Source organism: Methylobacterium sp. 1973 (assembly GCF_040545035.1).
GTDB classification, from domain to species: domain Bacteria; phylum Pseudomonadota; class Alphaproteobacteria; order Rhizobiales; family Beijerinckiaceae; genus Methylobacterium; species Methylobacterium fujisawaense.
In genome coordinates this window covers 63,360-87,627 of record NZ_JBEPLA010000003.1, presented here as the reverse complement: position 1 = coordinate 87,627, position 24,268 = coordinate 63,360, and the positions used below count along the sequence as shown (strand labels likewise).

Sequence of the window (24,268 nt, the reverse complement as noted above, 5' to 3'; positions counted from 1 at the left end):
TCTATCGGCGGCGCCCGATCGTGCTGGCCTGTCATACCGCGGTTGGTCGTCAACCTTCGATGCTTGCATCCGGGCCTGACAGGCAGACGGTGAATGCAACCCCTGCAGCGATTGTCCTTTCGAGCGTCGTCCTCTAAGAGGCCGACATCAATCTGCTGAGCTAAGCCAGCCAGCGTCTTTCCTCCCCCTCGGCGATCGCGTTTGTGCGCGTTCGAGGTCTTGGACCGAAGATTACGGCTCCGGCCGGATCGAGCGTCCGAGTGGCAGGAGACACGCGCGTCGCATCGGTACGTTCCGTCGCCTCGCGATCTGCGCGGGCACCGGAATTTCGCACCGCTGCGGACACGCGCCGTACCGTCGTGTCGGGTCGATCGAGACCGCCGGCACGCCGCCACGGCAACGGGGAAACGATCCGGAAGGCCTGACGAGCGGGACTCTCGCTCGTCGTATCGAGTGTCTTCCGTACGCGGATCGGCCGATCGGGCCTGTCCGGTACGCAAAAAGCGGGATCTGCCCATGCGTGGCGACGACGAGACTCACGACCTGCGTAACCGCCGTGCCTCGGCCGCGCTGCCTCTCAGCCGGCGTCAGATCCTTGGAACGGCCGCGACGGGCCTGGCCGTGGCCGCGCTGCCGGGCTCGCCGGTCCTGGCCGACGGTGCCGACGGCACGGTCGACGTGCTGCTGATCGGCGGCGGGATCATGAGCGCGACCCTCGGCATCTGGTTGAATGCGCTGGAGCCGGATTGGTCGATCCAGATGGTCGAGCGGCTCGATCAGGTCGCCCTGGAGAGCTCCAACGGCTGGAACAATGCCGGCACCGGACACTCGGCCCTGGCGGAGCTGAACTATACGCCCGAGAGCAAGACGGGACAGATCGAGATCGCCAAGGCGGTCGAGATCAACGAAGCTTTCCAGGTCACCCGTCAGTTCCTGGCGCATCAGGTCAGGACCGGCGTGATGAAGGATCCGCACACCTTCATCAACTATACGCCGCACATGAGCTTCGTCTGGGGCGACGACAACATCGCGTATCTGAAGAAGCGCTGGGAGGCTCTCAAGGCGAGCCCGCTCTTCGCCGGCATGGCGTATTCGGAGGATCCGGAGCAGCTCCGCAAATGGGTGCCCCTGATGATGGAGGGGCGCGACCCGAAGCAGAGGGTCGCCGCGACGTGGTCGCCGCTGGGCACCGACTGCGAGTGGGGTGAGGTGACCCGTCAATACGTCGCCCATCTGCAGAAGCAGCCGAGCTTCAAGCTCCGGCTGTCGACCGAAGTCGAGACCATCGCGAAGAATGCCGACGGCTCGTGGCGTGTGACCGCGAAGAACCTCAAGGACGGCACGCGCCGGACGGTCGACGCTAAGTTCGTCTTCATCGGCGCAGGCGGCGGCGCCCTGCACCTCCTGCAGAAATCCGGCATTCCGGAGGGTGACGATTACGCCGGCTTCCCCGTGGGCGGCTCGTTCCTGATCAACGACAATCCCGACGTCGCCATGCTCCACCTCGCCAAGGCTTACGGCAAGGCGTCCGTGGGCTCGCCGCCCATGTCGGTGCCCCATCTCGACACCCGCATGCTCGGCGGCAAGCGCGTGATCCTGTTCGGGCCCTTCGCGACCTTCTCGACCAAGTTCCTGAAGGAAGGCTCCTATTTCGATCTCCTCAGCTCCACCACCACCAGCAATCTCTGGCCGATGATGAAGGTCGGCGTCGACGAATTCCCGCTGGTCGAGTACCTCGCCGGACAGCTCATGCTGTCGGACGACGACCGGATCGCGGCGCTCCGCGCGTACTTCCCGAACGCCAAAAAGGCGGAGTGGCGTCTCTGGCAGGCGGGCCAGCGCGTCCAGATCATCAAGCGCGACGCGAACAAGGGCGGCGTCCTGAAGCTCGGAACGGAGATCGTCAACGCCAAGGACGGCAGCATCGCGGCCCTGCTCGGGGCCTCGCCCGGGGCCTCGACGGCGGCGCCGATCATGCTGCAGGTGCTGGAGAAGGTGTTCGCCCAGAAGGTCGCCACGCCGGAATGGCAGGCCAAGATCCGGGCGATTGTCCCCAGCTACGGCACGAGGCTCAACGACGATCCCGAGCGCGTCGCCCAGGAATGGGCCGAGACCAGCGCACAGCTCCAGCTGCCGACGCCGCCGCAGATCGACCGGGCCTTGCTGAAACCGGTCCCGACCGGAAGCACCGTGCTCAACAGCAGTGCCACGCCGGTGAAGGAGCCGGTCCACGACCTCGCGCCGTAGGACCGGTTCGGCGTGCGCGACTGCGCGCACGCCTGCCAGGGTGGTGGCCGGATCCGCCGCTCAGAGGCCGAGCCGGCCCACCGCCGGCAGCTTGATCCCGGGTCGCCGCAGGTCGATCCCCGCGACGCCTCCGAGCAGGTTCAGCTCGAATCCCTCGACCCAGCCGAGGGTCACTCCGGCATAGCCGCCGAGATTGACGCGGATTCCGGTCTGGGAGGGCGTCAGGCCGGCCCAGCGCCCGTCGTAGGGGAAATCCTTGCCGATCGCCGTCGTCGGCAGGCTGGCGCGGATCTCCGGCACCGCTGCCATCACGGCGGCCACGAAGGTGTTCGAGTTGGGCCCGGGCCAGACGACATAGTCGCCGGGCCGGCTGTAGCGGTACTCGGCCACAGCCCTGCGGATCCGCGGGAGCATCGCCTCCGCCTCCGGCCCGTCCGCCGCGAACACGACCGACGGCGGATTTCCGAACCAGCGCCCGTCCGGCACGAACCGGTCGACCCAGATCGGCTGGCCCCAGGCCGTGTAGTCGAACCGGCTGAAGGCGGGGGCGTCGCGGTCCTTGATGACGATCCAGCTATGCGTGGCCACGATGCCGCGCCAGCTCACGGTCCGCGCCGAGAAGATGCGCAGCACGGCGCCGGGATGCGCATCCGCGCGTGGCAGCAGACCGACGCTGGACCGATCCGCGAGACGCCAGTCGCCATTCGCCCGCGTCGCGTAGAGCACGGCCGATGCCGCCACGGGCAGGACGAAGAGCACGGCGAGCGCGAGGAGGACGATCCTGAAGCAGGTCACGAACGAGGGAGCTCCGGGTGATGGGCCGGCCGGATGAAGGCTGCGCGTGCCCCGACGTATGCCGCCAGTGGAACGCGGCCGCGCGGATCGCTTCGCACCGTCGCTCTCAACCAGCGGCGGCGAGCGCGTCGAGCAGAAGCGTCGCGGCGAGGAGATCCGCGCAGCCACCCGGGCTGAGGCGCGTCGCCACGAAGGCGCGGTGGATCGCAGCCGCCCGGTCCCGCCAGCCCGGCGCCGCGATTCCACCGTCCGCGAGAAAGTCCGCCGCCGCCGCCTGCGCCCATCCGAGGCCGTCGGGTCCCCCGCGATGGAGAAGATTGGTATCGTCGACCACCGCCAGCAGCGCGAAGAAGCAGTGCACGCGCGCCGCCTCAGGCTCGCCCGGCCGGCAAACGCGCCCGGCGCGCAGCGCCGGCAGGCCGACCGTACGGATCGTCGGGAAGCCGGCCGCCGCCTCGGCGCTGGCACCGCCGACTCCGAAGCGGCGCACCGCCCGTCCGCCATGGCTCACCGGCGAGACAGGGGCCCCGGCGATCGCCGCTCCCCACAGATGCCCGACGCGTTCGGCCCGCGCCTCGGCGGAGCCGCGCCCCGTGTCCGGCGTGCCGGCCGCCGCGCAGATCAGACCGAGGGAGAAGATGGCGCCGCGATGCGCGTTGACGCCGCCGGTGGCCCGCATCATCGCGGCCTCGGCCCGCAGCCCGATCCCGCGGAGTTCCGCCATCTCCGCCCCTCGGCTGCCCGCCGAGACCAGATCGGCGAAGAACGGCCGGATCGCCACGGCGCTCCGGTGGAGGGTGTCGGCATCCATGTCGTCGTGGCTGCCGGAATCCACCAGGCTGACGAGGCCGGGCTTCGGCCAGGTCTCCAGTTCCTCGATCAGAGCCGCATGGGCGAGGTCGGCGACGCGCTCGGCCCAGGGGGGCTGGGCGCGTTTGGCATCGGACGTCGCGGCAGCGAGGTTCTGATGAGCGTGCAGGAGCGGACCTCCCCGAGGCGTGCGCCGACATGGCCGGACGGAACTGGGCCGGCCCAACCTATACGGGAAGAAACGGCGCGTGCATGCGTCGGTAACAGACCCAGTCTGCTTGGGCGTCTCCGGCCTGGAGATCCTTCGGAAACACTATCGCCGCGGATGGCGGGTGGGGCTCGGCGGAGGCGTGATCTGTCGATAACCGCGGGGAGCCGGGGCTTGGCCCTCCCACGAGAGCCACCGACGACGCGCCGAATGCCGGCCCCGGACGGTCCGCCACGCCGACCCGTCCGGGACGGCGCGGCAAATGCCCCGAACTGCCGGCCGCCTGCGGCCGGCACTCTCCTCAGGCCGCCGAGGCGACCGCCGGAGAGATCCGCTTCCGGGCCTTCTTGTCCTCGGTGCTGCTGACGAAGGCCTGCGCCTCCTCCTTGCGCTCGAAGACGTGTGGTGCGACCCCGCGGTTGTTCAGGGCCTCCTCCATCTTCAGGCGCAGGAACGCGCTCGTCGCGTACCGGGTCGTGGTGGCGTAGTAGTTCGCCTGCAGATACTGGACCATGCCGGCGTAATCATCGACAAGGTTCTCGTTGAGCCGGAAGCCGTCGTGGTTGATTACGGCGTTGACCCGCTGGCCGGCCTTGCGGCAGGCCTCGACGATAGTCATGCGCAGCTCGTCCATGTCGCCCTTCACCCGGCAGTACCAGCCTTCCAAGTTGATGAAGAGAATGTTGCGCTCGCCATCGTAGCTGACACGCGACTTGAGATCGAGGTTGAGCAGATCCGAGATCAGCTCCATCGGCTCGTCGCGGAAGATGCGCGGATCCATCGGCACGGGATTGCGCACCACGGGGGCGAAATCCATGTGGGCGATGATATCCCGCTCGATATCGATGCCGGGTGCGACTTCGATCAGTTCAAGACCGTCCGATGTCAACTGGAACACGCAGCGCTCGGTCACGTAGAGGACCGGTTGCGACCGCTCCACCGCGTAGGGACCCGAGAAGGTGTTCTGCTGCACCTGCGTGACGAATTTGCGCGCCTTGCCCTCGCTGACGATGCGCACCTGACCGTCGTTCACCGCGATCTCGAGGCCGCCGGCCGTGAACGTGCCGGCAAAGACCACGGTGCGGGCGTTCTGCGAGATGTTGATGAAGCCGCCGCAGCCATTCAGCTTGCCGCCGAACTTGGACGTGTTGACGTTGCCGGCGGCATCGCACTCGGCCATGCCCAGGCAGGTCATGTCGAGGCCGCCGCCGTCGTAGAAGTCGAACATCTGATTCTGGTCGATGATGCAGTCGGCATTGGTCGCCGCACCGAAGCTCGAACCGGAGGCCAGCACCCCGCCGACCGCGCCCGCCTCGGTGGTGAGGGTGATGTAGGGCGTGATCTTCTCCTCGTTGGCGACCGACGAGATGCCCTCCGGCGCACCGACGCCGAGATTGACGACGCCGTTCGGCGGCAGCTCGAAGGCGGCGCGCCGGGCGATGATCTTGCGCTCGTTGAGCGGCATCCGCTTGATGCCCGTCACCGGAACGCGGATCTCGCCGGCGAGCGCGGCGTCGTGCATGACGCCGTAATTCATGCGGTGCATCTCGGGCTCGGCGACCACCACGCAGTCGACGAGGATACCGGGGACGCGCACGTCCTTCGGCAGAAGATATCCGTCGTCGACGATGCGCTCGACCTGGGCGATGACGATGCCGCCGTTGTTGCGGGCCGCCATGGCCTGCGCGAGGCAGTCCAGGGTCAGCGCCTCCTTCTCGTAGGAGAGGTTGCCGGACGGGTCGGCCGATGTCGCGCGGATGAACGCCACGTCGATCTTGGTCGCCGTGTAGAACAGCCACTCCTCACCATCGACCTCAACGAGCTTGACGATGTCCTCGGTGGTCAGCTCGTTGACCTTGGCGCCGCCATGGCGCGGATCGACGTAGGTCTTCAGGCCGACCTTCGAGAACAGGCCCGGCTGGCCTGCGGCGCAGGCCCGGTACAGCTGTGAGATGACGCCCTGGGGCAGGTTGTAGCCGCGGATCAGGTTGTCCTGCGCGGCCTTCGCGACCTTCGGCATGCGGCCGAAATTGGCGGCGATGACCCGCGAGAGGAGGCCGTCATGGTGCAGGCGGCCCGTGCCGAGCCCTTTGCTGTCACCGGCACCCGCCGTCATGATCAGGGTGAGCCCACGGGGCGATCCGGTCTCGACGAACCGCTTCTCGAGGGCGGCGTGCAGGGCCTCCGGGATGCAGCTCTGGACGAACCCCGTTGTCGTCACGACGTCGTTCTCACGGATCAGCGCGATCGCCTCTTCCGCCGAGATGACCTTGTTCTTCCTCATGGAGCCCGTGATCCTCCCCGGCCTTCGGAGGTGCGGCCGGCCGTGATGCCCGTCCCCTCCGATTCTGCCATGCGCCGCCCCCGTGGTTCCGGGACATATCGGCCCCGGGAGTCAGCTGAGTTTTGAATACGATCGTTATTGCACCGCATCAATATTTGCGGCATTGCACGAGGGCCCATGCCGGCCGCGTGACAGTACTCCTAAAATGCAGACCGGCGCTGCTGAAAAACTCTTCGGTCCACGATCAGAAAAATTGCGCGGTGTCAGCGCCGCGGACGAGGATCGGCTCGAGCGTGACCGCATGTGCTCCCCCGCACGCGGTTTCCGCGGTTCGCGTGCGCGGCCTCACCGCGGGGTCCCCGGTTCCGGTGTCTCTCTCTGTCACGCAGGGAGGCGATCATGAATCGAGATCCGAGAGACCGAAACAGCCAGCGCGAGGGCAGGGGCCGGCCTGCCGATCCGACCAGGAGCGCCGAGGCCGGCGCACGCGAGGCCGTCGTGGCCGCCTGGCGGCGGGCGCTCTGCAGGATGCGCGAACGGCGGGCCGCGCAGGATCGGACCGATCCCAGCGGCTGAGCCACGGGCGCAAGCGCGCAGGCCACACCCACCGCCGACGTTGCCCGAATGGTGACGGGACCGACCCCTTTTTCCCTACTTTGCGCGGCGCCGCGCAGGCGGCACAGCGGGCCTGACGGATGAGGAGTGCATAGGCCGATGGACGACGACGTCGCAGACGGTACGGACGGCGGCGACGCGAGTTCAGACGCGGCCCGGGAGGCGAACGGGATCGCCTTCCTGCTGGCGAGCGCGGCCTATCTGACCCTCGCGGACGCACATCTCCGGAGGGAAGGTCCAGAAGGCCTCGCCCTGATGGACGAGATCGAGGATCGGATCACGGAGGCGCTGCAGAGTTTCGTCGACGAGACGTCCTACGAGGATGCCCGACCGGATATCCTGCTGCATGCGACCCGCAAGGTTCGGGCCCTGCTCGAGGCCGGACGCTCCCTTTCACCGGAGATGCGGCGGTTTCAGTAAGCCGCTCCACCGGCGCGGCAGGCCTGTTCCGATGCGGCTCGATGGCAGGGTCGCGATTGCCCCGAGAAGCCGATAGCGTCCGCTTCCCGACTTGTCGGTCAGGATCCTGGCACCTCCGCCCGCGGGGGTCTCGCTGGATCGTCGAGACGCCGAGCCTTGCCGCCTCAGCGGATGCCGCCATCGCTCAGGCGATACCAGGCGATGATCGCCGACACGTACAGTCTGTGGAGGGCGTGAAGCGGCAGCGGCGCGATCGGAGTGAGCGGGAGCGGCAGGTTGTCGGCATCGCCGGTGGCGATGTAGGCGGCCATCGCACGCCCCATCGCCGACTGGAGGCCGACGCCCCGGCCCTGGCAGCCGATATCGATGAGGAGGCCGGGTGCCGGCTCGTGGAGATGGGGCAGGTAGTCCCGGGTGATCGCGACGCGGCCGCACCAGCGGTGGTCGAAGGCGGTCCCGTCGAGCTGCGGGAACAGCTTGCCGACGATCCGTTCGAGATGGGCCCAGTCGGCAGGACTCCGCGGCTCCCGGAACGGACCGCGGCCGCCCATCAGCAGGCGACCGGTATGGTCCAGCCGGAAGTAGAGCAGGAGCTTGCGCGTGTCCGACGAGACATGGCCTTCGGGCAAGATCGAGCGCCGCAGGTTGTCGGAGAGCGGCACCGTGGCGACCTGGAAGGAGTTCGCCGCGATCACGGTCCGCGCGAGGTCCGGCCAGAGGCCGCCCGTGTAGCCGTTGGTGCACAGAACGACCCGTTCGGCATTCAGCCGGGCCCCCTGGGCCGTCGTGACCGTCCAGCCCGACCCCGTCCGTTCGAGGGAGGTCACCGGCGATGCGCCGTGGATCGACGCTCCGGCCTTCAGGGCCGCCCGGGCGAGGCCGCGGGCATAACTCAAGGGCTGGATCGCGCCACCGCGTCCGTCGAGCCAGCCGCCGCGATAGCGACCGGTCCCGAGGAGCTGTTCGGCCTCGGCCTTGTCGAGGACGCGGGTCGGCGCGCCGAGATCGGCCCATTGCGCCGCCCGTCGCTCGATTTCGGCGAGCCCCGTCTCGGTATGGGCACCCTGAATCCAGCCGGCACGCCGGTGCGGCACGTCCATCCCGTGCCTGGCAATCAGGTCGAACACAACGTCGGCGGTTCCGCCGGCGAAGCGTGCGAGCCGCTCGCCGCGCTCTCGCCCGAACCGGGCGACGAGATCCGCGGGATCGTATTTCAGGCCCGGGATCACCTGGCCGCCGTTGCGACCGGACCCGCCATAGCCGACCTCCCGCGCCTCCAGAACCACCGGGCGGATGCCGCGCTCGGCCAAGTGCAGGGCGGTGGACAGGCCGCAGAATCCGCCGCCGACGATCACCACGTCGGCCGTGCCGGATTCGGCGAGCGGCGGTGTGTCCGGCGCGGGCGCCGCCGTAGTGGCCCAGAGCGAGGGGGCGAGGGGGAACGGTTCGGCCACGGCCTTGTCCTAAAGCGGGTGCAGCACACGCTGCAGGAAATCCTGCGTGCGCGGGTTCTGCGGACGGTTCAGGATCTCGGCGGCGGGTCCCTGCTCGACGAGCCGGCCGCCATCGAGGAACAGCACCCGGTCGGCGACCTCCCGGGCGAAGCCGATCTCGTGGGTCACGACGATCATCGTCATGCCCTCGTCGGCGAGCCCGCGCATCACCCGCAGCACGTCGCCGACGAGTTCAGGATCGAGGGCCGAAGTCGGCTCGTCGAACAGGATCGCCTCCGGGCGCATGGCGAGCGCCCGGGCGATCGCGACGCGCTGCTGCTGGCCGCCGGAGAGTTCGTCCGGCCGGGCGTGCTCCTTGCCGGAAAGGCCGACCCGCGCGAGGAGCGCCCGGGCGCGCTCCTCGGCCTCCGCACGGGGTTCGCCCTTGACGTGGATCGGCCCCTCGACGACGTTCTCGAGGGCGGTCCGGTTGGCGAACAGGTTGAATCGCTGGAAGACCATGGAGACTCGGGTCCGGATCGCCTTGATGCTGCGCTTGTCCCGGTCGACCCGCTGACCGTCGACGCGGATCTCGCCGCCGTCATAGGCTTCCAGGCCGTTGATGCAGCGCAACAGGGTCGACTTGCCGGACCCCGAGGGTCCGATGATGCACACCACCTCGCCCTTGGTGACTTCGGCCGAGACGCCCTTGATCACCTCCAGGGTGCCGTAGTGCTTCCGCACGTCCTTCAGCACGATCATCGATGCCGCCCCTTGGCCTCGAGATGCCGGACCAGAAGGATGAGCGGCAGGCTGAGCGCGAGGTACATCAGCGCCACCATCGTGTAGACGCTGGTATTCTTGAAGGTCGACGACGCGATCAGCTTCCCCTGGAGTGCCAATTCCGCCACCGTGATGGTGGAGGCCTGGGACGAATCCTTGAGCATCATGATCATGATGTTGCCGTAGGGCGGCAGTGCGATCCGGATCGCCTGCGGCAGGATCACCCGCCGCATCGTCATGCCCCAGCCCATGCCGATCGACAGCGCCGCCTCGACCTGGCCGCGATCCACCGCCTCGATGCCGGCGCGGAAATTCTCCGCCTGGTAGGCCGAATAGGCGATGCCGAGCCCGATGATCGCCGCCTGCACCGCGGTCAGCGACAGGCCGAAATCGGGCATGACGAAGTAGATGTAGAACAGCTGCACGATGATCGGGATGCCGCGCAGGATGTTGATCATCACCGCGCTGAAGCCCGCCAGCACGGCGATGCCGGAGACGCGCATCACCGCCCAGACCAAGCCGAGGAGCGTCGAGACCACCAGGGAGGCGAGGGTGATCAGGACGGTCAGTTGCACGCCCTGCAGCAGGATCGGCAGGTATTCCTGAGCATCGGCGAGGAACTCGCGCATGGAGCTCAGGACCGGTCGGCCGATGGCGGCAGGCCCCATTTGGTGAGAATCGCCTGGAGCGTCCCGTCGGCCTTCAGCTTGGCGAGCGCCTTGTCGATCTTGGCCAGCAAGTCCGCGTCGGTCTTGCGCACGCTGAGGCCCACCGAGGCCACCACGGTCGGCTTGAAGGTCTCGACCAGGCGGACGCCGGGGAACGCTCCCTGCTTCACGTAGTAGGCCAGGATCGGCGCATCGGCGAAGCCGGCCTTCAGCCGTCCGGAGTTCACGTCCCGAATGATGTCGGGGATCGTATCGTAGATCTTCACCTCGCCGAACAGGCCGGATTTCTTCAGCGGCTCGACGAAGGCGGTGCCGACCTGGGCGCCCACGGTCTCGCCCTTCAGGTCAGCGAAGGACATGTAATCCTTCGTGTCGGCCTTCGGGACGATCAGCCCCTCACCGTAACTGTAGACCGGCGCCGAGAACGCCACGACTTCCTTGCGCTGCGGCGTGATGAACATCGCCGCCGAGATGATGTCGATCTTCGAGGCGGTGAGCGCCGGGATCAGCGTCGAGAATTGCAGCGGCTCGACCGCCACGGTGAAGCCCGCCTCTTTGCCGACCGCGTTGACGAGGTCGACCATCACGCCCTGGATGGTGTTCGTCTTGGTATCCAGGAAGGTGAACGGCAGGCCTGTCGGCGTCGCACCGACCTTCAGGGATTGGGCGCCGACCGCGCTCCCCAGGATTCCCAGGAGCAGCGTCGACGACAGACACAGCCCGGCCAACCGTCTTCTCATCCTGCCGCTCCCATCATGACCGGATTGCGCGACGAGAGCCGCCGCCCGATTTCATTCTCGTGAAGAATACCGCACGTTTCCAATATCGACGCAAGGGACTTTCACGTGCATGAAGAGACACGCGAGAGGCAGGTTGGTGCGACGGTGAGCATTCCCCAAGGCGACGCAACGGGTCCGGAACCGGTCGACCGGGCCGTGGGTCAGCGCCTGCGCGGCCTCCGGCGCGCCAGGGGGCTCTCCCTCGAGGCGATCGCATCCAGCACCGGTCTCTCGATCGGGTTCATCAGTCAGGTCGAACGGGGTCTGTCGTCGCCCTCGCTCCGGGTCCTGGCGCTCCTCGCGGACACGCTGCAGATCGGTATCGGCGGCCTCTTCGAGCCCAGCCCGGACGAGCCCGATCCGGACCCGATCGTGGTGTTCCGGAAGGACCGGCCGGAACTTCAGCTCTGGAGGGCCGGCATCACCAAGCAGTTGCTGACCCCGCCCGGCGGCACGCACGGGATGAGCCTCTTCCACATGGTGCTGAGGCCGGGGGCGAGCACCGGCGACGAGCCGTTCAGCCACGAGGGCGAGGAGGCCGGCCTCGTTCTGGAGGGGCGCCTGACCCTGGTCGTCGAGGCGCGGACCCTTCGACTCGCGGAAGGCGACAGCTTCCGCTTCGAGAGCCGGCGACCACACCGGTTCAGCAATCCCGACCCGCATGGCCAAACCATCGTGCTGTGGGTCAATGTCCTCGGACCGACGCCGGCCGGATCGCCTTAGCGGAACGCAGGGCCACCGACAGGCAGGGCCATGCCGGCCCCCGGAGTGACCGGAACCCGTTCAGTTGCTGATCCGGACGGATGCCACCGCGGTGGAGAACAGCTTGAGCATGGCGGCGGTGATGTCGCCCCCGGACGCAACGGGGAAGTACAGCCCGTCCGACGCGCAGGACCGCAGCGCCGGCCCGATCTGGCCCTCATAGGGTCTGACGTACCGATTGTAGAAGTCGTTGTCGTAGATCGGCAGGTATTGCGTATAGATGATGCCGATCCGCACGTTCTTGCTCTTCAGCGCGTTGCATGTCGATGGGCTGAAAGGGCCGATGAAGCGGTCGCTCTGGATTTGAAAGCCGGCGCTCTGGTTCGTGACGCTGCCACCGGTATCCTCGACCCCGTCGGTGACCAGGAACAGAAAGCGGATCGGAGAGGACGCCGTGATGCCGGTCCCGCTCGCCGGGATCGTGGTATTCATCACCGCGATGGCGCGCTCGAAATCCGTCTGGTTGTCCGACTGGTTGTAATACGCGTACGCGATGTCGATGTTCGGCGCCGCAGCCTTGATCTGGCTCAGGGTCGGCGTCATCGCCTGGAGCCGGGTCTGCGTCGTGGAATCGTTGAACGTCCACATTTCCATTTGATACTGCTGCGACAGCGACATGCTTGCGTTCGCCTGATCGACCAGTGCCGACACGGCGTCACGCAGGACCTGAATGCGCAGCTTGATGTTGTTCCTCAGCGCCACGTGATAGAAGTCGGTTTGACTATCCCCTGTGACGCGACCTTTATTGTCGTAGGTGTGCTGATGACACGCGAAGGCACAGCCGCCTGTCGCGATCTTCATGTTGGCGACATCGGTGTCGGTCGCCGCCAGCCCCATCGACGGCGAATTGTCGAGCAACAGGTAGAAATTGATATATTGGAACATGTTGCGGGTGCTGGACGAGCTCCCGTTGATGTTCATGACCGGCACCTGCATCAACGATGAGATCGTCGTCTTCACCGTGGCCGTATAGCTCGCTGCCAAGCTGAGTGTGGCCGAGTTGCTGACGGGTGTTCCCGGGTTGAAGGAGGTCACGGTGACGCCCGGAACCTTCGCGGCCTCCGCTCGGAACTGCGTCTCCATGTTCAGCAGGCTGGTCGATGAGATCGAATTCGTCTTCTGCGAGATCACCGCCAGGACGGCGCCGTCGAGGGCCGCGTCGAGCTGTGCCTTGGCGGCGTTGCGTCGACCGTAATCCACCGCCGCTCCCGTGGCGAACAGCACCGGCAGCATCACGAGGGCGAAGGTGATCGCGACCTGGCCGGATCGCGAGCGCGCACACGTGCGGACGCAGCGCGTGAGGAGGCGGCTCATTCCGGCTGGAACAGCGGACACGTTGGGCCCCCGTCGCGCTAGTTGAAGATCGGGCAAGCCACGCCGCCCGGCATGATGATCTCGCTCGCGGTGCGCTCCGACCACGGGATCTGCCGCGTGAAGGTCAGGCCGCGGTTGCCGAAGATCCAGCGGTAGAGGGCGCTGCCGATGATCGGCGTATAGGTCATCGTCACTTCACCGAGGATGTAGCGGGCGCCGTCGAACTGATAGACGGCCGGCGTCTGGGGCAACCCGTTGGTCCCGTTGCGCTGCTGCGCCGGCCGCTTGGTCGCGTTCTGGGCCCAGCTGGAGCAGACCCCGCCATAGAGCGTGCCTGAGACCGACTCCACACCCATGGCGTTGACGACGATCTGCAGATTCGAGGCATCGAGGGGACGCAGGATCGCGGTCGCGGCGCCCGCGATCGTCGCCATGGCTTCGACCGTCGGACTCGGATTGTCCGCGCGTCCCGACAGATCACTCAGCGTGCGCGCGAACAGCGTCAGCTTGCGGTTCGCGTCGACCAGGCGCGTGAGTTCCGCGGTGGCAAAATACAGGATGATGAGGAGGGGCAACACGAACGCGAACTCGACCGCGGCGATCCCGCGCTCGTCGCATCGGTAGCGCGCGAGACGTTCCAGAATCCGGCGCATCAGGAGCACACGGACTGGGTTGTGTACGGTTCGACCTTGAAGACCGTCGCCGCCTGAATCACCCGACGCCTGTTGGGCAGGCTCGGCGTCGCCGCACCGAGCAGCGGGAAGAAGATCGGGACGTCCACGGCCGCCTGCACGATCACGATCGCGGAGGCGCCCGCGCAGGAATAGCTGGGGAAGCTCGCGTTCCAGTCGCTGGCGCCGCTGGCATTGGTCGCCACGGGCGAGACCGGGTTGGCGGCCGCGTAGCTGCTGGCCTGCGTGACGCTGACCCGGACATTGGCGCAGTTGAAGATCGTCACCCGCGGGGTGCCGTTCGACTGTGTGCAGATCGCCGTCCGGAACCGGCTCATCAGGGTCGCAGGATCGGTGGTGCCGGTGTTCGCGGTCTGAAAGGAGCCCGTATAGATCTGCCGGCCGGCATCGGACACTGCCTGCTGGAGGATCTCCTGCTCCCAGAAGACGATCCCGTTCTCCAGGCAGGCCCCGATCAGCGCGAAGAACGGAAGGGCCACGAGGGCGAACTCCACGGCAGTCGCACCCCCGCGCGCCCGCACGAAGCGCGCCGCCTGCGCTCGTCCATCAAGCCAGCGAACCACCGTTCGGATTTCCGTGCTCAATACCCAGCCTTCGACCGGACCACGCCGCTAGAAGAGCATCAAAAGCTTACTTTTTTTTCGCGCAGCATTGTTCAAAATCGATCAATTCGGAATGCTGTCACTTAACATGCAATTGCAAATTTAACCGCCACGTCCACCTCAAGTTGAAAGAACTGGCAGAGATTCCACGAGGCTTGCGACGGCGCCCCGGATCGCTGCCGCTTGTCAGATCAGCAGATCACCGTTGCACGCCCTCGAAGACGCCGCTGATGAGTCGGCGGAGATCGAATTGACCGATCGTCCGGGTCGGAGCGCAAAATCATGAAATCTTTAAGTCATCAATCGTACGATACGCTGACGAGACACGGAAACAATCGGCATTAAGCCCAGCTTAAGACATGGTCGATAGTTTCGGCGCCTAAATTAAAGCGCATGGTGATCGTCGATCATGGCCCGTGCTGTACCGGACGTCGTTTCCATCGAAGAGGGTGTCGGGCTCCTGCGGAGCCAGCTCGTGTCGATCTCGGACGCGATCGCGCGGACGCGCCAGGAAATCGCAGACCTTCGACAGGAGCAGGAGACCAGTCGCGCCTGCGACGAGCTCCACGCCGTCGTACAAGGCACGGAAGACGCCACGAACGCGATTCTGACGGCGTCGGAGACCGTCGATGGGCTGGCCCGCGGGATCGTGAGGCGTTCGGAACACCCTGCGACCCGGGCCGACGCGGAGGCCATTCAGGCCGAGATGCAAACCATCTTCGAGGCGTGCAACTTCCAGGATCTGACCGGGCAGCGGATCTCGAAGGTCGTGCGCACGATCGTTCTCGTGGAGGAGCGGATCGGCGAGATGCTGCGCGTCTGGTCGGCGTCCGGCGATGGCCCGGCACGGCCCAACCTGCCGCACGACAGACGCAGCGGCGAAGCGGCCCTGCTGAATGGCCCCGTGCTACCCGGCGACGCCTCGGTCTCGCAGGACACGGTTGACGCAATGTTCCCGTAGGCCGCGATCAGAGAGCGTGCCGATGGGCCGTATCCTTCTGATCACGGACGATCCCGTACGCAGCCTGGGCTTGCAGGGGGACCTGTCCGATGGTCTGTCTTGCGAGATCCACGACCTCCGCGCCGCGGCGGCGCCGGTCGGCACACCGACCGCGATCGTCACCGACGTCCTCGATCTCGGTACGGCATCCGTCGAGCGACTGCGGCGCCTCCTGGTGCAGATCCGGCACGGGGTCCCCCTGGTCGTCCTTTTGCCGACCGAGAGCCCGCGCACCCGGCTCGTCGGCGTCGCGCTCGGTGCGACGCACACGCTGTGCGCCCCCATCGACATCGATCACCTGCGGGATCGGCTCGGCGCGCAGCGACCGCCGTCACCCGTCGCGGCGCATGTCGAGGAGCCGGTGCCCGCCTGCGCGGTCCGGATGGCGGCAGAGGTGCGCGGGTTCTACGCATCGGTCTTCGTGGCGGATCAGCCGATCACGCCCGCTGTCATCGACAACGGCACCCAGGCCATCGACGTCGCGATCCGGGATACGGGGATCCGCGACTGGATCCGAGCGGTGCGCCAATTCGACGATGCCACGCACCAGCACTGCCTGCTGGTGGCCGGGCTGGCGGCCGCCTTCGCGACAAGTCTCGGCCTCGGCGTGCAGGAGCGTCACCGGGTCACCAAAGCGGCCCTGCTGCACGATGTCGGCAAGATCCACATCCCGGCCGCCATCCTCAACAAGCCGGGCCGGCTCGACGACACCGAGATGGCCGTGATGCGGCTGCATCCGGAAAAGGGATACAGCATGCTCGCCGAGCAGGGCTTCGAGCAGCAGATGCTTCTGGTGGTCCGGTCGCATCACGAAATGCTCGACGGTTCGGGCTATCCGGACCGGCTCAAGGGACGTGACATCCCCGACCTCGTCCGGCTCGTCACCGTCTGCGACATCCACGCGGCCCTGATCGAGCAGAGGCCCTATAGGGCGCCCATGGCGAGCGAGGCGGCATACGCGATTCTGGAGGGCATGGCCGGCCGGCTCGATCCTGCGATCGTCGGCGCGTTCCGGCCGGTCGTCGCCGCCTTCGCACCCCAGGCCCTCGCGCAGGGCTGACGGCCGTGGATCGGCCCTTGGAGTCCCGGGACAGCCGCCCGCCGGTCTGCGCGGGCTGATCGCATATCGCTTGTCTAGGATGTGGCCGTCGCGAGCCGCACCCGCGGCCCGCGACGGCCGCGGCTCACTCGGCGGCCTGCAGGGCCGGCGTGTGGCCGGCCGGTCGGGTGGTTTGGCCGGCAAGGGCCGCCGCGAGCTTGTCCTCGTCGACCTCGTTCTCCCAGCGCGCCACCACGATGCAGGCCACGGCGTTGCCGATGAAGTTCGTGAGCGCCCGGCACTCGGACATGAAGCGGTCCACGCCCAGGATCAGCGCCATCCCGACCACCGGCACGGAGGGCACCACCGCCAGCGTCGCCGCCAGCGTGATGAAGCCCGAGCCGGTCACGCCCGCCGCGCCCTTGGAGGACAGCATGGCCACGAGGAGCAGAAGGGCCTGTTCGCCGAAGCTCAGGGGCGTATCGGTCGCCTGGGCGATGAACAGGGCCGCCATCGTCATGTAGATGTTGGTGCCGTCGAGGTTGAACGAGTAGCCCGTGGGCACGACGAGGCCGACGACCGGCTTGGAGCAGCCGGCCCGCTCCATCTTCTCCAGCAGCGAGGGAAGCGCCGACTCGGACGAGGACGTGCCGAGCACGAGGAGCAGCTCCTCCTTGATGTAGCGGATGAGCCGGATGATCGAGAAGCCGTTGTAGCGGGCCACCGCCCCGAGCACGACCAGCACGAAGATCGTCGAGGTCAGGTAGAACGCGCCGACGAGATAGGCGAGGTTGGCGAGCGAGCTGATGCCGTACTTGCCGATCGTGAAGGCCATCGCGCCGAAGGCGCCCACGGGGGCGACCTTCATGATGATGTTGACGACGCCGAAGATGGCCTCGGACAGCACCTTGATGATGTCCAGGACCGGCTTGCCGCGGTCGCCCAGGAAGGCGAGGCCGAAGCCGAACAGCACCGAGAAGAACAGCACCTGCAGGATCTCGCCGCCCGCGAAGGCGCCGACCGCCGTCGTGGGGATGATGTTCATCAGGAAGTCGACGATGCTCTGCTCCTTCGCCTTGCCGGCGTAGGTGGCGATCGCCTTCGGATCGAGCGACTTCGGGTCGATGTGCAGGCCGTTGCCCGGCTGGAGCACGTTGGCGACGATGAGGCCGACGATCAACGCCAGCGTCGAGAACGTCAGGAAGTAGATCAGCGCCTTGCCGCCGACGCGTCCGACCTTCTCCAGGTTGGTCATGCCGGCGATGCCGGAGACGACGGTGAGAAAGATGACCGGGGCGATGATCATCTTGACGAGCTTGATGAAGGCGTCGCCGAGCGGCTTCATCTCGGCACCGAGCTGCGGATAGAAGTGGCCGAGCAGGATGCCGATCGCGACGGCGACCAGGACCTGGAAGTACAGCGTCCGGTACAGCGGCTTCGGTTTGGCGGGCGGATGCGGGGCGGTGAGTGGTGACGGCACGGCAGCCATGGGGCGTTCTCCCTGTCGATAGCTTCGGTTTGGGCGGCTGGCGTCGAAATGGTCCGACGCTGTCCGCGCTTGCTCTTGGCCGTTTGGCTGGCAGCCGTTCACTGACGACATGGCTGCGTTACGTGGCGGGAATGGCAACCGGCATGCCACCGAAAGGCGGCGAGTTGCATTTCTTCATTTCATTGAAAGGAAACAGTTTTCTACGGCCGTGGCGCGACCGCCTGATCGGTTCCTGTGCGGATTTCTGCACGCCTCGGGCCGAAGCGTTCCGGCTTTCCGCACGGGTTGGAGCCCGTTGATCCGCTCGGCGACACCCAAAAGCGGAGCCCGGACGCCGGACGGAACGCCGTCGCGGCGGGGTCTCGCGATTCTTCTCGGGCTCTGCGCAGTCCTGGCGGCGACGTGGCTCGCAGGCCGCACCGCAGAACGCTGGGCCCTGTCGGATCTGCGGCGGGCCGCCCGCTCGGCCATCGGGCTTCAGGTCGGCGTGCTGCTGGCCGAGATGCAGAAGCAGGCCTCGCTGCCGCTTGCACTCGCCACCGACCCCGAAGTCGTCGCCGCACTCGGGCCGGATACGGGCCGCGGCCTTCTGGATCGCGTCGACAAACGGCTCGCACAGATCGCAGCCGCCACCGGCTCGGCTGTCATCTACGTGATCGGCGCCGATGGGCTCACGGTCGCAGCCAGCAATGCCGGGAGCGACCGCAGCTTCGTTGGACAGGATTACGGTTTCCGTCCCTATTTCAAGCAGGCCCTGGCCGGCGGCGCCGGATCGCAATTCGCCCTCGGCACGGTCAGCAGCCGGCCCGGCCTGTACCTCGCGCGGCGCGTCGGCACTGGCGCCGGGGTCGTCGTGGTGAAGGTGGAGTTCGACGCGGTCGAGGCGGCGTGGCGCGCGGCCCACGAAGTGACCTTCGTCACCGATGCCCGGGGCATCGTCCTCGTCACCAGCGAGCCGGGGTGGCGCTTCGATACCCTCGACGCCATCGATGCCGCCGAGCGTGCCCGGATCGAGGCGGGGCAGGAATTCGGGGCGGCGTCCCTCAAGCGGCTGCCGCTGCATCCGATCGCCGGCAAGCCGGACGCCGTCCGCGTCGTCCGGGGTGCGCTGCCGGCCTGGACCGCGATCCTGTCGCAGGCCCCCGTGCCCGGCACGGACTGGCGGTTGCATACGCTGACACCGGTCGGCACCGCCGTCGAGCGCGAGCGGCTTCAGGCCTGGATCATCGCGGCGCTGGCCACGGCGCTCGTCGGGTATGGGCTCTTCGCCCTGGCCGACCGCGGCCGCCGGACGCGGACCCGGCTGGCGGAAGCCGCTGCGCGCCGGGCGGAGCTTGAAACCCGGGTCGAGGCGCGGACACGCGCGCTGCGCGAGACCAACGCGCAGTTGCGCGCCGAGATCGCGGAGCGGCAGCGCGGTGAGGCCGAACGCGAGCGCCTCGGCCGCGAATTGGCGCAGGCCGGCCGGCTGGCGGCCCTGGGCCAGTTCGCGGCCAGCATGGCGCACGAGATAAACCAGCCGTTGGCGGCGATCCGCTCCTACGCCGACAACACCGCGATTCTCATCCGCCGCGGGCGATCCGACGACGCGGCCGAGAACGCGGCCGCCATCGGCCGGCTCACCGACCGCATCGCGGGCCTCACCCGGCAGCTCAAGGGCTTCGCCCGCCGCGCCTCGCCGCGACGCGAGCCGGTGGCGCTGCGCGACGTGGTGGCGAACGCCTTGGAACTCGTGACTGCGCGCGCGGCGGCCCTCGACGTCCCGCTCGCGGCAGACCGGCCCGACCCGGATCTGCGCGTGCTCGGAGACGGTCCGCGGCTGGAGCAGGTTCTGGTCAATCTGCTCCAGAACGCCCTCGACGCGGTGGCGGGCCGACCGGACGCCCGCGTCGGCCTGCACCTTCGCTCCGACGGTGGCGAGCGCATCGCGGTCGAAGTGGCCGATACCGGGCCCGGCATTCCCGACGCCCTACGCAGCCAGGTCTTCGACGCGTTCTTCACGACCAAGGCGGATGGCCTCGGTCTGGGTCTCGCCATCGCCCGTGGGATCGTGGAGGATTGCGGCGGCAACCTGATCCTGGCGGGCGACGCGGACGCCGGCACGGTCTTCCGGATGGAGCTGCTCCGGGCGACGGAGAAGAGTCCGGGCGTGGACAAGCCCTTGGGAGCAACACCGTGAGCGGATCGGCGGACGCGGAGGCGGCGACCGAGCGCGTCGTCTTCATCGACGACGAGGCGGAGGTTCGCCGGGCCAATTGCCAAAGCCTGGAACTGGAGGGATTTGCCGTCGAGGCCTTCGCCGCCGCAGAGGCGGCTCTGGCGGCGATTCTGGCCGCGCCTCCCGGCGTGGTGGTCACCGACGTGCGGCTGCCCGGACTCGACGGCGTCGGCCTGCTGGCGCGCCTGCGCCGGGTGGATCCGGACCTGCCTGTCATCCTGATCACCGGCCACGGCGACATCCGCATGGCTGTGGCCGCCATGCAGGGCGGCGCCTACGACTTCCTGGCCAAGCCCTATCCCGCGGAAGCGCTCGTCGCCTCCGTGCGCCGGGCGCTGGAGCGGCGGCGGCTCGTGATGGAGAACCGGGCGCTGCGGGCGCGGCTCGACGCGGCGGTCGAGGAGGATCCGGCGTTCCTCGGGATCTCTCCGGAGATCGCGAGCCTGCGCGCCCTCGTGCGCGAGGTGGCGCAGGCCGATGTCGATGTGCTCGTCTTCGGTGAGACGGGATCCGGCAAGGAGGTGGTGGCGAGCGCCCTGCACCGCTGGAGCCGGCGCTCCGGGCGGAATCTCGTGGCGATGAATTGCGGGGCGCTGCCGGACAGCGTCGTCGAGAGCGAATTGTTCGGCCACGAGGCCGGGGCCTTCACCGGGGCGCTGAAGCGCCGGATCGGTCGGATCGAGCACGCACAGGGTGGAACGCTCTTCCTCGACGAGATCGAGAGCATGCCGCTGCCGCTGCAGGTCAAGCTGCTTCGGGTGCTTCAGGAGCGCACCGTGGAACCGCTGGGCACGAACGAGGTGCGGCCGGTCGACATGCGGGTCGTCGCTGCCACGAAGGTCGATCTCGGGCAGGCGGCCGCTCAGGGCACCTTCCGGGACGACCTCTATCACCGCCTCAACGTCATCACGATCGCGATCCCGCCCCTGCGTGACCGGGGCGAGGACGTGATGCTGCTCTTCCAGCACTTCCTGCGCCGCGCCGCCGAGCGGTTCGGACGGCCGGTGCCGCCGGTCACGCCGTCCATCCGCGATCATCTGCGCCGTCACCCCTGGCCGGGCAATGTCCGCGAACTCGGCCATTTCGCCGAGCGTTGCGCCCTCGGGCTCGGAGCCGTGCCGCAATCCGCCACTGAGGCGGCGGCCGGCAGCCTCACCGATCAGGTGGATCGTTTCGAGCGGCAGTTGATCCGCGACGAGTTGATCATGGCCGGCGGCGATGTCCGGGCCGCCGCCGAGGCGCTCGGACTGCCCCGCAAGACGCTCTACGACAAGATGGCGCGTCACGGCCTGACGCCGGGCGACTTTCGCTAGGGGCGCCCGTTCGACCTGTTGCCCGGACCAAAGGGCGCGACCGACGCGTGTGGCGCCGCGGTCCGGGCAAGCTACCGAAAAGGGGTAAGCGGACAAGTGCGGAAACGGCTTAGCGTGGCGGACGGATCAGCCCCGCCGAGCCGCCTATGCCGCGTTATTTCATCGATCTGCACGACGGAACCGACATCGTCCGCGACAGAGACGGCTACGACCTGCCGAGCCTTGAGGCCGCCCGGTCTCAGGCCGTGAAGATCATGACACGTATCGCGCAGGGATTCTCCGACGCGCCCGCCCGGCAGGACTACATGGCGGCTGTCCGCGACGAGATGGGGGTGGTGCGGATGCGCCTGCGCGTATCGCTCGATGCGGACCCCGTCGGCTGACGCCGCGGCAGCCACTGCGGGCGTACGCGGTCAGAAGCGCCCCGACGCAATACCGGTAATTCGGACCGGGCCGAGGGAGAGGCGACTGCAGGGCCGCTGCATGGGCAGCGGATGCCCCGACGCCAGAGGACTATCTTTATCGCGCTCGAAGGCGCAGAGTGAGACCATCATCGGATCGACTGATCCAGGCGCCGGTGACTGAGGGCCTGCGCCCCCGCCTGCAATGGACAGGCGTGCTTGGCAAACATCCCGTCAGTTTCAGGACGGTTCCGCTCTCATCAGGTGCGCCAAGCCTATCGGCTGCATCGGCCTGCATCCGAACGTGAGGTGCTGACGCTTCGTTCCTATACCGGGTACGGCGCGCATGACGGCCCAACGGAGATTCGACCGCTTGCCATCCGGCCGTCCGACAGATCCCGGAGCCGGTCCTATCCTGCCTCCGAACGTGACGCGGAGCGCGATCATGGCAACCGAATCGAGCCGCGGACCCAGCGAGTCAAAGAAAGCGGAAGAGCCGCGGGTGGCCGTCAACAGGGCGGCTCCGTCGATTGTGGGCCTCGCCGAGCCCCGCAATCGTGGCTGACACGATGGCGGAAATCGGGAGATGACAATCGTGGTCGAGCCGTACTCAGCACCGCCTTGCCCGGTGATGCAAAGATTGATCAGGATGGTTGCACGTTCATCGCAGCTGCCTGGTCTTCAGGAGCGTGGGTGGCTGATCGATCAGCTCACGGACCTCGAAGCCGAAGGTATTGCCGCAGATGCGCATCGGCGCACCCTGGACGCGATCCGGGCGACGCGGCTGAAGCTCCGCATCGACAGCCTTCTACCGATGGCTTCGGCCTAGAACAGGCACTGATCTATCCGCAGACGGTCGCATGCGCGGCCATTCAGGACTGCTCTTCAAGCGCCCGTCGAACCGGGAAGGGCGGATACCGAGCCGGATACCCGGATCCGCGAGACGGCGCGACAGCACCGAGCATCGCTCAACGGCCCTTAAGTCAGGAGGACAGAATGCACGTCATGCGCTGGTTGACCAGCAAAATCATCGGTCTTTTCCTTGGCGAAACTCAGAGTCGCAGGGCGAATACGATGTCCAAAGAGCGCGAAGCCGGCACCTTCGAAGGCGGGTATTCCACAAAATCCCGACAGTTCGAAAGCGATTACAACGCAGCAACGCGAATGCTCAAGCTGCGGATCGATGAGCGCTTTCCGGACAGCTACTATGCCAGGCTGAGTTCCGACAGAAACAGCTCTTACGATTATGGTCAGGATCGCGCGCTGGCGATCGACACCATATCGACGGCCATCGCCATGGCCCTGCGCGGCGGTGCTTCCGTGGAACAAGCCGCGGCCGCTGGGGCGGCGAGTGTGAGGATCTGAAGGCAGCGTGCAGCTTCGTTCGGGTAACCGGGGACCCGGATTGGGAATCCATGGCGCGGTCGGTATGGAAACCGCCGCCTAGCTTCGCGCCGCTGATTTGCACCGCCAAAATCTTCTGCGCCGCGTGTCAAACATCCTGCATTTTGACTTAGTGCTTGTGATTATCTCTCCGATGCCGTACAGATGATAAATCGACTTTTGGCCAGATATTCGGCCGCATCGCCTCAACAGGGCGAGCGCTCTGCATCTCTCCCATTTTCGAAAATTCGCGACCGGGCGCGTGCATGGCGTGCGCTCGACCTATTTAACTACCTATAACGATATGGAATACCTATGAGCATCGGCACCGTTAAGTGGTTCAACGACACCAAGGGCTTCGGCTTCATCCAGCCGGATGACGGCGGCAAGGATGTGTTCGTGCACATCTCCGCCGTCGAGCGTGCCGGCATGCAGGGTCTGACCGAAGGCCAGAAGGTCTCCTACGAAATGGAAACCGATCGCCGCAGCGGCAAGCAGTCCGCCGGCAGCCTTCAGGCCGTCTGAGCCACACTCCGTCTTCCAAGACGCGTCTCGAAGCCGTTCCCCCGGGGGCGGCTTCATCTGTATTTCGCAGCCAAAGCTTAGCTCTGGCGCGCACAAGGAATATTCGTGGGACCATACAAAGCAAGTCAGCTTGTTGACCATCTGGCGGCGATCGCCAAGTCGCGACAGGACACCCTGGCCCGGTTCCGGGCCCGCCCGTCAGCCGACGATCCGGCCCTTCGCGCCCGGCAGGCAGCCCGCCAAGCTGTGGTCGCGGCACGGACTGCACGCAACACCGAGCGTGTGGTCGCCCGCCTCGCCGACGAAGCCGCACGCGAGGCTGAGAGTCTCGCTGCCAGCGCGCAGGCCGAAGCCGACCGGATTCGGTTGGTCGCCGAGGCAGCGGCTTTGCAGACGGCCCGCGCCGCTGAGCAGAAGGCCGCCCGCGACGCGCGCTTCGCCGCTCGCAAGGCCAGAGCCCGCCGGTAAGCCGGTCGCTCCCCGCTCAG

The 24,268-nt window shown here is 67.3% G+C and carries 23 protein-coding genes; 12 read left to right on the top strand and 11 right to left on the bottom strand.

Annotation, left to right across the window (positions count from 1 at the left end; genetic code table 11):
• Nucleotides 1-516 precede the first annotated feature (516 nt).
• A complete protein-coding gene (gene mqo / locus ABIC70_RS07485; protein WP_354439314.1) occupies nucleotides 517-2,247 on the top strand; it encodes a malate dehydrogenase (quinone) in 1,731 nt (576 codons plus the stop codon).
• Between the two features lie 60 nt (nucleotides 2,248-2,307).
• Here the strand turns inward: mqo and ABIC70_RS07480 are convergent, their stop codons facing one another.
• The 3 genes from ABIC70_RS07480 to ABIC70_RS07470 form a co-directional block, all read right to left on the bottom strand.
• On the bottom strand, nucleotides 2,308-3,042 hold the full coding sequence (locus tag ABIC70_RS07480; protein ID WP_354439312.1) for a DUF3750 domain-containing protein: 735 nt from the start codon (nucleotides 3,040-3,042) through the stop codon (nucleotides 2,308-2,310).
• A 106-nt stretch (nucleotides 3,043-3,148) separates the two neighbouring features.
• The gene (gene mdcB / locus ABIC70_RS07475; RefSeq protein ID WP_053610443.1) at nucleotides 3,149-4,021 is read right to left on the bottom strand and encodes a triphosphoribosyl-dephospho-CoA synthase MdcB; all 873 of its coding nucleotides are present in this window, start codon (nucleotides 4,019-4,021) and stop codon (nucleotides 3,149-3,151) included.
• Nucleotides 4,022-4,361: 340 nt separating this feature from the next.
• The gene (locus ABIC70_RS07470) at nucleotides 4,362-6,344 is read right to left on the bottom strand and encodes an acyl CoA:acetate/3-ketoacid CoA transferase (RefSeq protein WP_342144777.1); all 1,983 of its coding nucleotides are present in this window, start codon (nucleotides 6,342-6,344) and stop codon (nucleotides 4,362-4,364) included.
• A gap of 714 nt (nucleotides 6,345-7,058) precedes the next feature.
• Here ABIC70_RS07470 and ABIC70_RS07465 point away from each other — a divergent pair.
• Nucleotides 7,059-7,379, top strand: coding sequence for a hypothetical protein (locus tag ABIC70_RS07465; RefSeq protein WP_043386257.1), 321 nt, complete (start codon nucleotides 7,059-7,061; stop codon nucleotides 7,377-7,379).
• A 164-nt stretch (nucleotides 7,380-7,543) separates the two neighbouring features.
• On the opposite strand, the gene ABIC70_RS07460 is transcribed toward ABIC70_RS07465, so the two are convergent.
• From ABIC70_RS07460 to ABIC70_RS07445, 4 genes are read right to left on the bottom strand one after another with little or no spacing between them, the layout of a single operon-like run.
• Nucleotides 7,544-8,833 (bottom strand): NAD(P)/FAD-dependent oxidoreductase, encoded by a 1,290-nt coding sequence (locus ABIC70_RS07460; RefSeq protein ID WP_354439311.1) that lies wholly within the window; start codon nucleotides 8,831-8,833, stop codon nucleotides 7,544-7,546.
• A 9-nt stretch (nucleotides 8,834-8,842) separates the two neighbouring features.
• A complete protein-coding gene (locus ABIC70_RS07455) occupies nucleotides 8,843-9,574 on the bottom strand; it encodes an amino acid ABC transporter ATP-binding protein (protein WP_043386251.1) in 732 nt (243 codons plus the stop codon).
• Nucleotides 9,571-10,224, bottom strand: coding sequence for an amino acid ABC transporter permease (locus tag ABIC70_RS07450; protein ID WP_043346657.1), 654 nt, complete (start codon nucleotides 10,222-10,224; stop codon nucleotides 9,571-9,573). Before ABIC70_RS07450 ends, ABIC70_RS07455 begins: the two co-directional genes overlap by 4 nt.
• Before the next feature lie 5 nt (nucleotides 10,225-10,229).
• Nucleotides 10,230-11,003 carry an ABC transporter substrate-binding protein gene (locus ABIC70_RS07445; RefSeq protein ID WP_043386249.1) on the bottom strand — a complete coding sequence of 258 codons (774 nt, stop codon included), beginning with the start codon at nucleotides 11,001-11,003 and terminating at the stop codon, nucleotides 10,230-10,232.
• A 144-nt stretch (nucleotides 11,004-11,147) separates the two neighbouring features.
• Between ABIC70_RS07445 and ABIC70_RS07440 the strand changes: the two genes are divergently transcribed.
• The gene (locus ABIC70_RS07440) at nucleotides 11,148-11,765 is read left to right on the top strand and encodes a cupin domain-containing protein (RefSeq protein WP_354439309.1); all 618 of its coding nucleotides are present in this window, start codon (nucleotides 11,148-11,150) and stop codon (nucleotides 11,763-11,765) included.
• Nucleotides 11,766-11,825: 60 nt separating this feature from the next.
• Here the strand turns inward: ABIC70_RS07440 and ABIC70_RS07435 are convergent, their stop codons facing one another.
• From ABIC70_RS07435 to ABIC70_RS07425, 3 genes are read right to left on the bottom strand one after another with little or no spacing between them, the layout of a single operon-like run.
• On the bottom strand, nucleotides 11,826-13,118 hold the full coding sequence (locus tag ABIC70_RS07435; RefSeq protein WP_354439308.1) for a TadE/TadG family type IV pilus assembly protein: 1,293 nt from the start codon (nucleotides 13,116-13,118) through the stop codon (nucleotides 11,826-11,828).
• 38 nt (nucleotides 13,119-13,156) lie between these two features.
• Nucleotides 13,157-13,771 (bottom strand): TadE/TadG family type IV pilus assembly protein, encoded by a 615-nt coding sequence (locus tag ABIC70_RS07430; protein ID WP_043386279.1) that lies wholly within the window; start codon nucleotides 13,769-13,771, stop codon nucleotides 13,157-13,159.
• Nucleotides 13,771-14,373, bottom strand: a complete 603-nt coding sequence (locus tag ABIC70_RS07425; RefSeq protein WP_091955289.1) for a TadE/TadG family type IV pilus assembly protein — start codon at nucleotides 14,371-14,373, stop codon at nucleotides 13,771-13,773. The genes ABIC70_RS07430 and ABIC70_RS07425 overlap by 1 nt, the downstream gene beginning before the upstream one ends.
• Nucleotides 14,374-14,887: 514 nt before the next feature.
• Here ABIC70_RS07425 and ABIC70_RS07420 point away from each other — a divergent pair.
• Together ABIC70_RS07420 and ABIC70_RS07415 are read left to right on the top strand one after the other, a co-directional pair.
• A complete protein-coding gene (locus tag ABIC70_RS07420; RefSeq protein WP_236952834.1) occupies nucleotides 14,888-15,373 on the top strand; it encodes a protein phosphatase CheZ in 486 nt (161 codons plus the stop codon).
• A 22-nt stretch (nucleotides 15,374-15,395) separates the two neighbouring features.
• Nucleotides 15,396-16,472 carry an HD-GYP domain-containing protein gene (locus ABIC70_RS07415; protein ID WP_043346635.1) on the top strand — a complete coding sequence of 359 codons (1,077 nt, stop codon included), beginning with the start codon at nucleotides 15,396-15,398 and terminating at the stop codon, nucleotides 16,470-16,472.
• A gap of 124 nt (nucleotides 16,473-16,596) precedes the next feature.
• On the opposite strand, the gene ABIC70_RS07410 is transcribed toward ABIC70_RS07415, so the two are convergent.
• Nucleotides 16,597-17,940: a dicarboxylate/amino acid:cation symporter gene (locus ABIC70_RS07410; RefSeq protein ID WP_043346633.1), complete on the bottom strand. Its 1,344-nt coding sequence runs from the start codon at nucleotides 17,938-17,940 to the stop codon at nucleotides 16,597-16,599.
• 295 nt (nucleotides 17,941-18,235) lie between these two features.
• On the opposite strand from ABIC70_RS07410, the gene ABIC70_RS07405 reads away from it, so the two are divergent.
• The 7 genes from ABIC70_RS07405 to ABIC70_RS07375 all read left to right on the top strand — a co-directional run bounded on the left by ABIC70_RS07405 (nucleotide 18,236) and on the right by ABIC70_RS07375 (nucleotide 24,248).
• Nucleotides 18,236-20,119 carry a sensor histidine kinase gene (locus tag ABIC70_RS07405; RefSeq protein ID WP_354439306.1) on the top strand — a complete coding sequence of 628 codons (1,884 nt, stop codon included), beginning with the start codon at nucleotides 18,236-18,238 and terminating at the stop codon, nucleotides 20,117-20,119.
• Nucleotides 20,116-21,471 carry a sigma-54-dependent transcriptional regulator gene (locus tag ABIC70_RS07400; protein ID WP_354439305.1) on the top strand — a complete coding sequence of 452 codons (1,356 nt, stop codon included), beginning with the start codon at nucleotides 20,116-20,118 and terminating at the stop codon, nucleotides 21,469-21,471. Before ABIC70_RS07405 ends, ABIC70_RS07400 begins: the two co-directional genes overlap by 4 nt.
• Before the next feature lie 146 nt (nucleotides 21,472-21,617).
• Nucleotides 21,618-21,854 carry a DUF6894 family protein gene (locus tag ABIC70_RS07395; protein WP_354439303.1) on the top strand — a complete coding sequence of 79 codons (237 nt, stop codon included), beginning with the start codon at nucleotides 21,618-21,620 and terminating at the stop codon, nucleotides 21,852-21,854.
• Nucleotides 21,855-22,458: 604 nt separating this feature from the next.
• Complete coding sequence (locus ABIC70_RS07390; protein WP_354439302.1) at nucleotides 22,459-22,701, top strand: hypothetical protein; 243 nt, start codon at nucleotides 22,459-22,461, stop codon at nucleotides 22,699-22,701.
• Between the two features lie 167 nt (nucleotides 22,702-22,868).
• Nucleotides 22,869-23,237 carry a hypothetical protein gene (locus ABIC70_RS07385; protein ID WP_043346618.1) on the top strand — a complete coding sequence of 123 codons (369 nt, stop codon included), beginning with the start codon at nucleotides 22,869-22,871 and terminating at the stop codon, nucleotides 23,235-23,237.
• Nucleotides 23,238-23,570: 333 nt separating this feature from the next.
• Nucleotides 23,571-23,780, top strand: a complete 210-nt coding sequence (locus ABIC70_RS07380) for a cold-shock protein (protein ID WP_043346616.1) — start codon at nucleotides 23,571-23,573, stop codon at nucleotides 23,778-23,780.
• A gap of 105 nt (nucleotides 23,781-23,885) precedes the next feature.
• Nucleotides 23,886-24,248: a DUF6481 family protein gene (locus ABIC70_RS07375; RefSeq protein WP_043755289.1), complete on the top strand. Its 363-nt coding sequence runs from the start codon at nucleotides 23,886-23,888 to the stop codon at nucleotides 24,246-24,248.
• Nucleotides 24,249-24,268 lie beyond the last annotated feature (20 nt).